Consider the following 12,290-nt stretch of genomic DNA (forward strand, 5'->3'; position numbering starts at 1 on the left):
TCTGACGCACGGATCGTGACCCGTTCGGCAGCCGCCCGACGCCGACCCCTGCGGGACGGCCGACCGACGCGGACGCCGGTGGAGCGGTTGGGACCCGGTAGCCTGATGGTGCACGGCCGCGGGTGGGAGAGACTCCTCTTTCACGATGCTGTTCGCCGCCCGGAGGCGCACGGAAGCATCTGCCGCGACAGAGTCTAGCAGAGGAGCACCGTGACCGACACCCCGCCCAACGACGCCGCCGAGGAAGCTCGGGACATCTCGGAGGTCCCCGCCGTCGAACTCATCAACACGGTCGCCGTGCACCTGCTGAGCGCCGCCGCGGTGAAGGTCGGGCTCGCCGACGACCCCGAGACGCAGACCGACCTCGACGAGGGCCGGAAGCTCATCACCGCGCTCGCCGGCCTCGTGACCGCGGCCGCGACCGAGATCGGCGACCAGCACGCCCGGCCGCTGCGCGACGGGCTCCGCTCCGTGCAGCTCGCCTTCCGCGAGGCGTCGGCGATCCCGGACGCGCCGGGCGCCGGACCGGGCGAGAAGTTCACGGGTCCCGTCACCTGATCGACGTGACCAGATGCGGACTGGAGGCGCGGTGCCAGCTCGCACCGTCCTCCCTCGCAGGCTCGGTCGGCGCGCCCCGCGTGACGCTGGCGCGTCACCGCTGAGCGGGGCGCGCCCGTCCGTCATGCGGTCGCCGTCGCGAGCCGCGTGACGGCGGCGAGCGGGATGCCCACCCAGGCGGGTCGGTTCCGGGTCTCGTAGACGACCTCGTAGACGGCCTTGTCGAGCTCGAACGCGTCGAGCAGTTCGCGGTGGGCGCGGAGCTCCGTCCCTGTGCCGCGCTGGTAGCCGTCCAGGAACGCTGATCGTGCGGCGCTCGCCCACGCCCCCGCGTCGACCGGGTCGTCGTCCTGTGCCAGGGCGCCGGCGACGTAGTCGAACGAGCGGAGCATGCCCGCGACGTCCCGGAGTGTGACGTCCGGCAGGGAGCGTTCGGTCAGCGGTCGGAGCGGTTCGCCCTCGAAGTCGAGGAAGACCCACCCACGCGGCTCCGGGGCGGCGAGGACCTGGCCGAGGTGCAGGTCGCCGTGGATGCGCTGCAGGTCCGGCCACGCGACCTGCTCCGCGCGGGCGTAGACCGCACGGACGGCGTCGACGTGTTCGGCGACGGCCGGGGCCTCGCGGGCGGCTGCGTCGAGCCGGGCGTGCATCGTCGCGATCGCCGTCGACCGCCGGGAGTCATCCGCGGGCTCGGTCGGCAGCGCCGAGGCGAGCGTGCCGTGCACCTCGGCGAGCGCGGCGCCGAGGTGGTCCGCGTCGGTCGCGAACGAGGTGCCCCGGCGGGCGTCGCGGAGGGCGACGCGCCAGGCGTCCTCGAGTCCGGGCAGGAACTCCTGGGCGAAGGCGAGGTGCCCCGTGGCCGATCCCTCGGCGCGACCGGTGTCGGGCCAGGAGCTGCGCAGGGCACCGTAGACGCGCGGGACCCTGGTGCTGCCCGCCGCCGAGAGGGCGAGCTGGGTCGTGACGTCCGGGTTGTCGCCGTGGTGCAGGACCCGGAACACCTTCACGATGACCTGCTCGCCGGAGTCCGTGTCGCAGATGACCGACGTGTTCGACTGCTCGCCGCTGAGGACGCGGGAGGACGACACCGTGCCGATCGGGCGGAGGCTCTCCGGGTCGGCGTCGATGCGGGCGGCGAGTGCGCGGATCCACTCGGGGTCGGTGGTGGCGTCCCGCAGCGCTTCGCCGTCGGTCGTGCGCACGGGTGCCTGGTAGAGCACCGGGCCGGTGGGGGCGTCGTCGAGGACGAGCCGGGTGCCGTCGTGCTCGGCGATCGTGCGGAGCCGCGGGAGCCCGCCCTTCGCCGTGTACCAGCGCTGGTGGGCGATCCAGCCCTCGAGCGTGCGGTCGGTGGGCTCGGCGGTGCGGTGCTCGAGTGCCTCGTCGCTCATGCAGCGAACGGTACGCGGCGGCGGCTGGACCGGTTCGGGGGGCTGCGCCGGCCGGACCTCGCACCGTGCGAGGTGCGAGCGTCTGGGAGGATGACACGGTGCCGCACTACCTCGAGGACCTCGCCGCCGGACAGACCTTCACGACCCCGGGTCGGACCATCACCGAGGCCGACGTGGTCTCGTTCGCGTCGTGGACGAACGACAACAACCAGGTCCACACCGACGTCGAGTTCGCCGCGAAGACCCGGTACGGCCAGCGGATCGTGCACGGGCTGCTCGGTACGTCGCTCTGCCTCGGCCTCATCGCCCGCACCGGGGTGTTCGAAGGGTCGGCGGTGGCGCTGCTCGGCATCGACCAGTGGCGGTTCACGGCGCCGGTGTTCATCGGGGACACCCTGACGTGCGAGGTCGAGATCCTGTCGACGCGGCTGACGAGCTCCGGCAAGACGGGCATCGTCGAGCGGACGGTGTCGCTCCGGAACCAGCGCGGCGAGGTCGTGCAGCAGGGGCGGATGGACGTCATGGTCCTCACGCGCGCGGCTGCGATCGGCTGACCGAGCAGACGACCCTCGGTCGGCACCGCGTGCAATCGTTGCCGCACTCTTTACAACGATGTACAGTCGCGCCAGCATGGACGCATGAGCACGCTCGACGGCACCGTCGCCGCACCAGACACCGCCCTCCCGCCGGCCCTCCCGCTCGCCTCGCGGCAGGACGGCTCGTACCCCCGCCCCCAGATGCTCCGCGCCGACTGGGCGGACCTCGACGGTACGTGGTCGTTCCGGAACGACGGGGACGATGCCGCCTGGCGCGCGGGCTTCCCCGACGCGCGGGACATCGTCGTCCCGTTCCCCCCGGAGTCCGTGGCGTCCGGCATCGACGAGCCCGGCTTCCACCCGGTCGTCTGGTACTCCCGGACGATCACCCGTGCGGACCTGCTGGCTGCCGGACACACCGCCGAGGCGCCCCGACTCGTGCTGCACTTCGGTGCCGTCGACCACCGCGCCCGCGTCTGGATCGACGGCCAGTTCATCGGCGAGCACGAGGGCGGGCACACCCCGTTCTCCTTCGACGTGACGGAAGCGCTGGCGGGCGGGACCAGCACCGACCCCGATGCCGTCCACACCCTCGTGGTCCGCGCGGAGGACGATCCGCACGACCTCACCCAGCCCCGCGGCAAGCAGGACTGGCACGAGGACCCGCACGCGATCTGGTACCGCCGGACGACCGGGATCTGGCAGACGGTGTGGATCGAGGCCGTGCCGACCGCGTCGATCGAGTACCTGCGCTGGACGAACGTCGACCACGGGACCGTCCGCCTGACCGTCCGGCTCCGCGGCGAGCGCACCGGCCGCGAGCGCCTCCGGGTCGAGGCCCGCTGGGACGAGCGCGACGAGCACCTCGCCACGATCGAGTCCACGCTCGGCGACACGTCCGACGAGTTCGACGTCGTGGTCCCGATCGCCCGGCAGACGAACGGCCAGGCCGAGGACGAACTGCACTGGACCCCCGAGGCGCCACGGCTCGTCGACGCCACCGTCACCCTGCTCGACCGCGCGGGACACCCGGTCGACGCCGTCGCGTCGTACTTCGGCGTCCGCACGGTCGGCGTCGACGGCGGCGCTTTCCTGCTGAACGGCCGGAGCTACGACGTCCGGAGCGTCCTGAACCAGGGGTACTGGCCGGACTCGCACATCGCCGCGCCCTCCCGTGAGGCACTCCGCCGCGAGGTCGAGCTCATCAAGGAACTCGGCTTCAACGCGGCCCGCAACCACCAGAAGATCGAGGACCCGCGCTTCCTGTACTGGGCGGACCGGCTCGGCATCCTTGTGTGGGGTGAGGCGCCCGGGGCGTACGCGTTCTCCCCGCGCGCGGTGCAGCGGCTCGTGCGCGAGTGGATGGACGCCGTCGAGCGCGACGCCTCGCACCCGTCGATCGTCACCTGGGTACCGGCGAACGAGAGCTGGGGCGTGCAGCACATCGCCACGGACCCGGCGCAGCAGGCCTACGCCCGGTCGTTGGCGGACGTCACGCGGGCGATCGACCCGACGCGTCCGGTGATCTCCAACGACGGGTGGGAGCACACGAACTCGGACATCATCACCATCCACGACTACGACGGCGTGGGCGAGAGCCTGGCGAAGACGTACGCCGACGACACGGCACGGTCGGAACTGTTCCACGGGATGGGTCCGTCCGACCGGTGGGTGCTGGTCGGCGGTGCGACGGACCACGGGCAGCCGGTCATGCTGACCGAGTTCGGCGGGGTGGACTACCAGCCGGGTGCGCAGCGCGAGGACGGGTGGGGCTACACCTCCGCCACGGACGGCGACGACTGGATCGCCCGGATCACCGCGCTGTACGACGCGATCCGTGCGAGCTCGTTCCTCGCGGGGTCCTGCTACACGCAGCTGACGGACACGATGCAGGAGACGAACGGTCTGCTGAACGCCGACCGCACCCCGAAGGTGCCGATCGAGCAGATCCGGCGGGCCATCACGGGTCGCTGACGCGACGCAGACAGCCGGGAGGCGCGCCTCCGTTGAGCAGCAATGGTCGGGTCCGACGAACGGACCCGACCATTGCTGCTCGGTCGACGCGCAGATCGGCGCGCGGTCAGGAGCCGAGGAAGCGCAGGACCGCCTCGTTCCACTCGTCCTTGTGCGAGGCGAGCACCCCGTGCGGCCCGCCCTCGATCACGTGCGTCTGCGCGTTCGGGATCGCCGCCGCGGTGCGCTGCCCGGAGACCTCGAACGGCACGATGCCGTCGGAGTCGCCGTGGATGACCAGCGTCGGGACGTCGACCTTCGTCAGGTCGTCGCGGAAGTCGGTTGTCGCGAACGCCGCCGTGCAGTCGAGGGTGCCCTTCGGCGAGGCCAGCTCGGCGATCGCCAGGTCGTAGGCACGCTGGTCGCCGGACACGAGGGGCTTGTTCACGAGCGACGGCTTCCCGGCCGTGTAGAACAGGTCGACGAACTCGTGCAGGAACGCCGGGCGATCCCCGGTGATGCCGTTCGAGAACCAATCCGCGAGGTCCTGGTCGACTCCGCCGTCCGGGTTGTCGTCCGACTTCCACAGGTACGGCGGGACGGCGCTCGCGAAGACGAGCTTCGCGACCTTGGCCGTGCCGTACGTCGACACGTAGCGCGCCAGTTCGCCGCCGCCCATCGAGAACCCGATCAGGGTGACGTTCGTCAGCCCGAGCTCGGTGATGAGCGTGTCGAGGTCCGCGGCGAACGTGTCGTAGTCGTACCCGCCCCACGGCTGCGACGACTGGCCGAACCCGCGGCGGTCGTACGCGATGACCCGGTGGCCGGCCGCGACGAGCGCCGGGACCTGGCCTTCCCACGAACGGCCGGACAACGGCCAGCCGTGGATGAGGACGACCGGGTCGCCCGAACCGAAGTCGTCGTAGTGCAGATCGATGTCGTGCCCGTTCTCGGCTCCGACGGTGATGAACGGCATGCTGCCTCCTGTGGTTGCTCGTCCAGGGAACGGTTCCGATGAAACGCCCCGGAGCTTGGGCCGACGGTGAGTCCGTACGCCTTGCGGACAGCAGCCGCACGCCGTGGACGTGGGAAGATCGCTCGGGTGACCAGCGCTGCGGAGACGACCCGCGCCTCCAGGCCGGCCCTGGACGCGCGCCACAGCGCGTGGACCACTCCCCTCTTGCTGTGGCTGGCGTCCCGCGTCGTCAGCACGGCGCTGCTCGCGACCGTCTACGTCGTGGCGACCGCGAACGGCTGGACCTTCGCCTCGTACCGTCGTGACCCGTCGTTCTTCACGTTCTCGGGTTCGTGGGACGCGTCGTTCTACCGGATCATCGCAGAGCACGGGTACCCGACGACCCTGCCGCTCGACGACGCCGGCCACGTCGCTCCGAACGCGTGGGCGTTCCTGCCCGTGTTCCCCGCGCTCGTACGCGCGGTGATGCCGCTGACGGGCGGGTCGTTCTGGGTCGCCGGCGTCCTGGTGTCGGCGCTCGCCGGGGCGGGAACGTGCGTGCTGCTGTACCGGCTCGTCCTGGCGGTGGGCTGCTCACACCGGGCACGCTGGGCGACCGCGCTGTTCGCGTTCGCCCCGACCGGGTTCCTGCTGCAGGTCGCCTACGCGGAGAGCACCTTCCTGCTGCTGCTCTTCGGGGCGCTGCTCGCCCTGGTGCGTCGTCGGTACTGGCTCGTGGCGCCGCTCGGGCTCGTCGCGGCGTTCACGAAGCCGGGCGTGCTCGCGCTGGCCGTCGCGCTCGCCGTGCACCTCGTCGTGCGGTGGGTGCAGGAGCGTCGGGCGCTGCCCGTCCGGGACGCGGTGGCCATCGTCGTGTCGGGGCTGGTCGTGGCAGCGGCGGGGCTGGCGTGGCCGGTGATCGCCTCCGCGGTGACCGGTCGCCCGAACGCGTACCTCGACACCGAGCTGTCGTGGTGGGTGGGGTTCGTCGGGCGGCAGCACTTCGCGCCGCTGACGCCGTGGTTCACGATGGCGGGGACGTGGCTCGGGCCGCTCGGGGTCGTGCTCGTGGTCGCTGTGCTGGCGGGTGCGGTCTGGTTCTGGTGGCGGCGCGACGTCCGGGCGCTCGGGGTCGACGTGTGGGCGTTCACGGCGTCGTACGGGCTGTACCTCGTCGCCGTGTTCCTGCCGCAGCAGAGCCTGCCGCGGCTGCTCATGCCGATGGCGCCGCTGCTCGGGTCGGACGTGTTCGTGCGGACGCGGCGGCGGGCGGTCACGTGGCTCGTGGTCGGGGTGTGCCTGCAGCCCGTGGCGATCGTGCTGCTCTGGTTCCTCGGGTACCCGTGACGCGGGCGGCCCGGTCGGGCGGGCCGGCTACGCGTCGAACGTGTGGAACCAGGCGGTGCCGCCCGGGTGCTGCACCGTGATCATCTCGTCGAGGTCGCGGTACGGGCCGTCCTGGTTGTGGCTCGCCGACTTGATGCGGATGGTGCCGTCGGGCTCCGTGAAGACCTCGGACACGATGGTCGTGTGGTCCGGCGAGTCGTTGTCGTTCCAGTCGTAGAACACGATGTCGCCGACCTTGACCTTGTCACGCTCGTCGAGGGACCGCCGGGTGAGCCCGAACTCCGCAGCGTTGGTCGTCAGCCACGGGTCCATCGTCGGGCAGTACGTCCACGTCGCCGTGTGCTCCGCCCCCGCAGACCGGTTGTACCAATCGGAGCGCTGCTCCCACCCGCGGGCGATCAGGGTCTGCGACACGTAGTTCGCGCAGTCGCCGCCGATCGGGTTCATGGTGCCGTACTCGGCCAGGTTGTAGTCCTTCCAGTGCGCCATCGCGTACTGGAGCTGCCGGTCGACGTCGGTCAGTGCGGCGTAGGCCAGGGTCGAGGTCGCCACCGCCGTCGCGGCGTCCGGCACGGGTGCGGTGGTCGGCGTGGGCGTCGCGGTCACAGAGTCCTGCGTCGCCCCGGTCTGCCCGTCGTTCGCCGCGCTGCCGTTGCCGTCCGACGACTGGTTCGCCGACGGACTCGGCTCGATCGCCGACGTGAAGAGCGCCACGTCCGCAGAGCCCGCCGTGTACATCGCCTGGTGCGGCGCCGTGAAGGTCACCTTCGTCGCCGTGGCCGTGACGTCCCGTGCTGCGACCCCACCGACCGTGACGCCCTTGACCGCCGCCAGCCCGGTGCCGGCGACCGTGATCGTCACACCGCCGGCGAGCGGGACCTGCGCGGGGCTGACCGACTTCGCGACGGGCTTCGCGGTCGGCGTGGAGGAGCCGCCGCCGTCCGCCCCTGACCCCTTGCCCGCCCCCTTGCCGCCGCCGTTGCCCGACGAGCACGCGGCCACGGCGAGCCCGATCCCGGTCACCCCGGCGAGGGACAGCAGGGAACGGCGCGTGAACGAAGCAGTCATGGTGCTTCCCAGGGTAGGCGACGACACGGCATGATCTCTGGCAGGAACCACCGTTGAGAGGATCAGACCCGATGCCCGAGAGCCACGACTTCTTCGTCGCAGCCGACCCCGAATCCGTCCGCGCCCGAGTCCGCGGCGCCCTCGCCCGCGAGGGCTACACCGTCGAGGACGGCGAGCAGGGAGCCCTGCGCGCCACCCGCGGCAGCCTCGGCCTGACGCTGCTCATCGGCGGCATGGCCAACGACCGCACCTTCCACACCCGCCTCGACGTGCAGGTCATGGTCACGCCCGACGGGCGGACCGTCGCCCGGCTGCTCCGCGGCTCGGGGAAGTCCGCGATCAAGGGCGGGGCGCTCGGGATCTCCCGCGGCAACCGCGCGTTCGAGCAGGCCGCCAACGCGATCCACACCGACCTGGCGCAGGCGGGCGTCCTGACGGAGAGCGTGCCCGGCTGACGCCGACACACCCCGGAACGAGAGAAGGCCACCCGATCGGGTGGCCTTCTCTCTTGGAGTGGAGCTAAGGGGATTCGAACCCCTGACCTTCTCATTGCGAACGAGACGCGCTACCAACTGCGCCATAGCCCCAAGGACTCGACCACACTAGCACCCGCCTCGGCCCGATCTGAAATCGAGCCGATCACACGGCGCGGCGGCGACGCATGATCGCGTCGAGGTCCGCCTGCTCGTACGCGTCGTCGCCGAGGACCCCCATGCCGGCCCACTTGCTCGGGGGTGCGGGAGGCTCGGTGGGCGCAGCGGACTCCGGCGCCGGAGCAGCGGGAACGGCGGGCGCTCGCAGCCCCAGCCGCTCCGCGAGCCGACCCTGGTCGTGCGCCGACAGGGACGCGACGGCTTCCTCGACGTCCGGCCGCATCTGCGAGACCCGGGCGAGCGACGGGTCGGTCTCGGCAGCGCGGATCGCGGCCGCTTCGGCCTCGGCCTGTGCCTTGGCCTCGGCGACGCGCTCCTTCAGTCGCGCGGCCAGCTCGGCAGCGGACTCCGGCGAGGCGGCCGGAGCGGCCGGGCGTTCGACGTACAGCGGCTTCGGGACGCGGTTCGGGGTCCAGCTCCGGTCGCGCGCGGGTTCGGCGGGCTGCTCGGTGGGCAGCGGCGGCGCCGGGTCCGTCCACGCGGTCGTCGGCCTGGAGGCACGGCTCGCCTCCGGTACGGCCGTCGCTGTCCGCGCCTTCCGCGCCGTCGCGACCTGGTGCAGCTGGGCGAGGACCGCTGCGGACCCGCCCGCGGCGACGAGGCCGGCGACACCGACCAGCCAGGCGGCGGGCGCCGCGACGAAGACGACGATCGCGACGACGATGCCGAGCGTCCCGAGCAGGGTCGCCCCGAGCCGGGAACGCCGCATCCGCATCGCGGTGAGCGCGGGCACGGAGGACGCACGCTCGAGGACGGGAGCCTGTTCGGCGAGCCGACGGGTGATCTCCCGCTGGCGAGCGGCCTCGTGGGCGCGGACGATCGCGGTGCGCTTCGCCTCTTCCGACTTCGCGACGCGCTGCGCCTCGGCGAGGGACTTGGCGTTCATCTCGACGCGGACCTCGTCCGGCAGCTCGGCCGTCTGCGCGAGGATGCGGAGGGTCTGCTGCAGGCGGATCGCGTTCCGCTCGGTGGCGAGGTACTGCCGCCGGGCCGCCCAGGACGGCATGAGGTAGACGAGCCAGAGCACGGCCGCGATGAGCAGGACGATGCCGCCGCCCCAGGAGCCGATACCTGCCATGCGAACACGGTAGGGGCGGGCGTTCCCCTGGCAGGTGATTGCCGGACGCGTGTTGCGCGTGTCGTGACGAAATCACGGGAGGCGAGCCGCGCCTCCAGTCCGCTCGGTGGGACGAGGCGGACGGGACCGACGGGTCAGACGCGGGGCGTCGTGTGCAGCGGCAACGCCGCCTCGTCGCGCGCGGCGAGCGGCACGCTGCCGACACCCGGCGGGACCTGCCCGCGGACCCAGCGTTCGAGGACGCCCTCGCGGACCTCCTCGGCGACGAGGGCGAAGCAGAAGTGGTCACGCCAGTCGCCGTTGATGTGGATGTACCGGCGACGGAGGCCCTCGTACCGGAAGCCGAGCTTCTCGACGACCCGGAGCGAGGGGGCGTTCTCCGGCCGGATGCAGATCTCGATGCGGTGGATGCCGACGACGCGGAAGCAGTGGTCGACCGCCATCGCGACGGCGATCGGCGTGACGTTGTGACCGGCCGCGTCCTCGACCACCCAGTACCCGATCGACGCACTCGCGAGGGAGCCGTAGGTGATGCCGGAGACGTTCAGCTGGCCGACGAACCGGCCGTCGAGCTCCATCGCGAACGGGAGCCCGAGCCCCGCGCGGGCGTTGGCCTGGAGCGCGCGGATGCTGCCGCGGACGTCGGTGGAGACGTGTCCGGAGGGGTTGGTGGCCTCCCACGTGCGGAGCCACGACCGGTTGCTGGCGAGGGCGACGTCGAGGTCGCGGCTGTCGCGCAGCCGGAGGGGCCGGATGGTGACCCGCCCGTGGGACAGGGTCGGGATCGTCGTCATCGCGCTGGTTCCTCCGGGGGCGTCGAACGGGCCCGGGGCGTTCCCCGGACCCGTTCGGCGACGGGTCGACTATTCGCCCGCGTTGAACTCCTTGAGCCACGACTTGAGGTCGGGGCCGAGGTCCTCGCGGTCCGAGGCGAGCTGGACGATCGCCTTGATGTAGTCGAGTTTGTCACCGGTGTCGTACCGGCGTCCACGGAACACGACGCCGTACACGCCGCCGGTCCACTCCTCGGCGTTCGCCATCTTCATGAGCGCGTCGGTCAGCTGGATCTCGCCGCCCTTGCCCGGCTCCTGCTTCTCGAGGACGTCGAAGACCTCGGGGCGGATGACGTAGCGGCCGATGATGGCCAGGTTCGAGGGCGCCTCGCCCTGCGGGGGCTTCTCGACGAGGCCCGTGATCTTCACGACGTCGTCGGTGTCGGTCGGCTCGACGGTCGCGATGCCGTAGAGGTGGGTCTGCGACTCCGGGACCTCGAGCAGGGCGACGACCGTGGCGTTCTTCTCGCCCTGGACCTCGATCATGCGCTGGAGCAGGGGGTCGCGGGCGTCGATGATGTCGTCACCGAGGAGCACGGCGAACGGCTCGCGGCCGACGTGCATCTTGGCGCGGAGCACCGCGTGGCCGAGGCCGAGCGGGTCACCCTGACGGACGTAGTGCATGTCGGCGAGGTCCGTGGACTGGTTCACCTTCTGCAGCTTCTCGTGGTCGCCCTTCTTCTTCAGGGTCTCCTCGAGCTCGGACACGTGGTCGAAGTGGTTCTCGAGCGCGTTCTTGTTGCGCCCCGTGATCATGAGCACGTCGGTGAGGCCCGCGCCGACTGCCTCTTCCACCACGTACTGGATGGCCGGCTTGTCGACGACGGGGAGCATCTCCTTCGGCATCGCCTTGGTGGCGGGGAGGAAGCGCGTGCCCAGGCCTGCGGCGGGGATCACGGCTTTCGAAATCTGGAAGCCCATGCCTGTGAAGGTATCGGATGACCCCTGGACGGGGCATGTCGTCGCTACGGAGGACACGGCTTCGCGCGACCGGCGGCGGGAAGCCGCAACGGACACCCTCGGTAGACTCCTGCGCATGATCGCCGATCTCGGGAACGAGAAACGTGCCCTGCGAGCCGACCTCCGGCAGCGGCGGCGCACCCGGACCACGACCGAACGCGACGCCGACACGGAGGCGCTCACCGCGACCCTCCAGCGCTTCGCCGAGGAACGGCAGGTCGAGTCGATCGCGCTGTACCTCTCCGCGCCGGAGGAGCCGAACGTCCGCCCGTTCCTGAACTGGGCCTACTCGCGCGGTGTGCGCGTCCTGCTGCCGATCACCCGCGAGGACGGACTGCTCGACTGGGCGGTCGGCGACGGGACCTCGGAGACCGAGGGCCTGGCCGGCATGCCCGAGGTCGTCGGCGAGGTGCTCTCCCCCCTGGCGATCAACGACGTCGACGCGATCCTCACCCCCGCTGCCGCGGTCGGGCACGACGGCGTCCGGATGGGTTGGGGCCGCGGCTACTACGACAAGACGCTCGGGTCGATGGCGAACCGCCCGCCCGTCTATGCTGTGATCTTCGACGCGGAGTACCTCGACGAGGTCCCGCGCGAACCCCACGACGAACCCGTCGACGGCATCATCACGCCGTCGCGCATCATCACCTTCCGGAGCTAGGGTGCCCACCTACTCGTACCGCTGCACCGAGTGCGGCAACGCCTTCGACATCAAGCAGTCGTTCTCCGACGCCACGCTCACCGAGTGCCCGGCGTGCGGGGGCGCGCTGCGCAAGGTCTTCTCGCCGGTCGGGGTGACGTTCAACGGGGGCGGCTTCTACCGCACCGACTCGCGGGCCACCCCCAAGGCGGAGAGCGGCTCGTCCGGATCGTCGGACTCATCCGGGTCGTCGTCCACGCCCACGCCCGCCAAGACCGAGACGAAGGCAGCCACGCCGAAGCCTGCAGCGTCGTGACC

The 12,290-nt window shown here is 71.6% G+C and carries 13 protein-coding genes and 1 tRNA gene; 7 read left to right on the top strand and 7 right to left on the bottom strand.

The window, feature by feature from the left end:
* Positions 1–210 precede the first annotated feature (210 nt).
* The gene (locus ABIC61_RS10920; protein WP_354029913.1) at positions 211–558 is read left to right on the top strand and encodes a DUF1844 domain-containing protein; all 348 of its coding nucleotides are present in this window, start codon (positions 211–213) and stop codon (positions 556–558) included.
* Between the two features lie 122 nt (positions 559–680).
* Here ABIC61_RS10920 and ABIC61_RS10925 read toward each other — a convergent pair whose 3' ends face one another.
* A complete protein-coding gene (locus tag ABIC61_RS10925; RefSeq protein ID WP_354029914.1) occupies positions 681–1,949 on the bottom strand; it encodes a phosphotransferase in 1,269 nt (422 codons plus the stop codon).
* 98 nt (positions 1,950–2,047) lie between these two features.
* On the opposite strand from ABIC61_RS10925, the gene ABIC61_RS10930 reads away from it, so the two are divergent.
* Positions 2,048–2,503 carry a MaoC/PaaZ C-terminal domain-containing protein gene (locus ABIC61_RS10930; RefSeq protein WP_144752750.1) on the top strand — a complete coding sequence of 152 codons (456 nt, stop codon included), beginning with the start codon at positions 2,048–2,050 and terminating at the stop codon, positions 2,501–2,503.
* An 84-nt stretch (positions 2,504–2,587) separates the two neighbouring features.
* The gene (locus ABIC61_RS10935; protein ID WP_354029915.1) at positions 2,588–4,459 is read left to right on the top strand and encodes a glycoside hydrolase family 2 protein; all 1,872 of its coding nucleotides are present in this window, start codon (positions 2,588–2,590) and stop codon (positions 4,457–4,459) included.
* A gap of 106 nt (positions 4,460–4,565) precedes the next feature.
* On the opposite strand, the gene ABIC61_RS10940 is transcribed toward ABIC61_RS10935, so the two are convergent.
* Positions 4,566–5,414, bottom strand: a complete 849-nt coding sequence (locus tag ABIC61_RS10940; protein ID WP_354029916.1) for an alpha/beta fold hydrolase — start codon at positions 5,412–5,414, stop codon at positions 4,566–4,568.
* Between the two features lie 126 nt (positions 5,415–5,540).
* On the opposite strand from ABIC61_RS10940, the gene ABIC61_RS10945 reads away from it, so the two are divergent.
* A complete protein-coding gene (locus tag ABIC61_RS10945) occupies positions 5,541–6,740 on the top strand; it encodes a putative hexosyltransferase (protein ID WP_354029917.1) in 1,200 nt (399 codons plus the stop codon).
* Positions 6,741–6,767: 27 nt separating this feature from the next.
* On the opposite strand, the gene ABIC61_RS10950 is transcribed toward ABIC61_RS10945, so the two are convergent.
* Positions 6,768–7,808, bottom strand: a complete 1,041-nt coding sequence (locus tag ABIC61_RS10950) for an amidase domain-containing protein (protein WP_354029918.1) — start codon at positions 7,806–7,808, stop codon at positions 6,768–6,770.
* Between the two features lie 71 nt (positions 7,809–7,879).
* Between ABIC61_RS10950 and ABIC61_RS10955 the strand changes: the two genes are divergently transcribed.
* Positions 7,880–8,263, top strand: a complete 384-nt coding sequence (locus tag ABIC61_RS10955; RefSeq protein WP_354029919.1) for a hypothetical protein — start codon at positions 7,880–7,882, stop codon at positions 8,261–8,263.
* Positions 8,264–8,322: 59 nt separating this feature from the next.
* Here the strand turns inward: ABIC61_RS10955 and ABIC61_RS10960 are convergent.
* The 4 genes from ABIC61_RS10960 to galU all read right to left on the bottom strand — a co-directional run bounded on the left by ABIC61_RS10960 (position 8,323) and on the right by galU (position 11,293).
* Positions 8,323–8,395: transfer RNA gene (locus ABIC61_RS10960), tRNA-Ala, on the bottom strand.
* A 52-nt stretch (positions 8,396–8,447) separates the two neighbouring features.
* Positions 8,448–9,539 (bottom strand): hypothetical protein, encoded by a 1,092-nt coding sequence (locus tag ABIC61_RS10965; RefSeq protein WP_354029920.1) that lies wholly within the window; start codon positions 9,537–9,539, stop codon positions 8,448–8,450.
* A 134-nt stretch (positions 9,540–9,673) separates the two neighbouring features.
* On the bottom strand, positions 9,674–10,333 hold the full coding sequence (locus ABIC61_RS10970) for a GNAT family N-acetyltransferase (RefSeq protein ID WP_144752764.1): 660 nt from the start codon (positions 10,331–10,333) through the stop codon (positions 9,674–9,676).
* Between the two features lie 69 nt (positions 10,334–10,402).
* On the bottom strand, positions 10,403–11,293 hold the full coding sequence (gene galU, locus ABIC61_RS10975; RefSeq protein ID WP_144752767.1) for a UTP--glucose-1-phosphate uridylyltransferase GalU: 891 nt from the start codon (positions 11,291–11,293) through the stop codon (positions 10,403–10,405).
* A 115-nt stretch (positions 11,294–11,408) separates the two neighbouring features.
* Here galU and ABIC61_RS10980 point away from each other — a divergent pair, with 115 nt between their 5' ends.
* Entirely contained in the window at positions 11,409–11,993 is a 585-nt protein-coding gene (locus ABIC61_RS10980; RefSeq protein WP_079237169.1) for a 5-formyltetrahydrofolate cyclo-ligase, read from the top strand.
* 1 nt (position 11,994) lies between these two features.
* Complete coding sequence (locus tag ABIC61_RS10985; protein ID WP_144752770.1) at positions 11,995–12,288, top strand: FmdB family zinc ribbon protein; 294 nt, start codon at positions 11,995–11,997, stop codon at positions 12,286–12,288.
* The last annotated feature ends 2 nt before the right edge of the window (positions 12,289–12,290 follow it).

Source organism: Curtobacterium sp. 1544, assembly GCF_040544915.1.
GTDB lineage: Bacteria > Actinomycetota > Actinomycetes > Actinomycetales > Microbacteriaceae > Curtobacterium > Curtobacterium pusillum_C.

Bases quoted from the DNA above. Each gene is read 5' to 3' on its own strand.
- ABIC61_RS10925 (WP_354029914.1), bottom strand. From the start codon at position 1,949: ATGAGCGACGAGGCACTCGAGCACCGCACCGCCGAGCCCACCGACCGC.
- ABIC61_RS10935 (WP_354029915.1), top strand. From the start codon at position 2,588: ATGAGCACGCTCGACGGCACCGTCGCCGCACCAGACACCGCCCTCCCG.
- ABIC61_RS10940 (WP_354029916.1), bottom strand. From the start codon at position 5,414: ATGCCGTTCATCACCGTCGGAGCCGAGAACGGGCACGACATCGATCTG.
- ABIC61_RS10950 (WP_354029918.1), bottom strand. From the start codon at position 7,808: ATGACTGCTTCGTTCACGCGCCGTTCCCTGCTGTCCCTCGCCGGGGTG.
- ABIC61_RS10955 (WP_354029919.1), top strand. From the start codon at position 7,880: ATGCCCGAGAGCCACGACTTCTTCGTCGCAGCCGACCCCGAATCCGTC.
- ABIC61_RS10965 (WP_354029920.1), bottom strand. From the start codon at position 9,539: ATGGCAGGTATCGGCTCCTGGGGCGGCGGCATCGTCCTGCTCATCGCG.
- ABIC61_RS10970 (WP_144752764.1), bottom strand. From the start codon at position 10,333: ATGACGACGATCCCGACCCTGTCCCACGGGCGGGTCACCATCCGGCCC.
- galU (WP_144752767.1), bottom strand. From the start codon at position 11,293: ATGGGCTTCCAGATTTCGAAAGCCGTGATCCCCGCCGCAGGCCTGGGC.
- ABIC61_RS10980 (WP_079237169.1), top strand. From the start codon at position 11,409: ATGATCGCCGATCTCGGGAACGAGAAACGTGCCCTGCGAGCCGACCTC.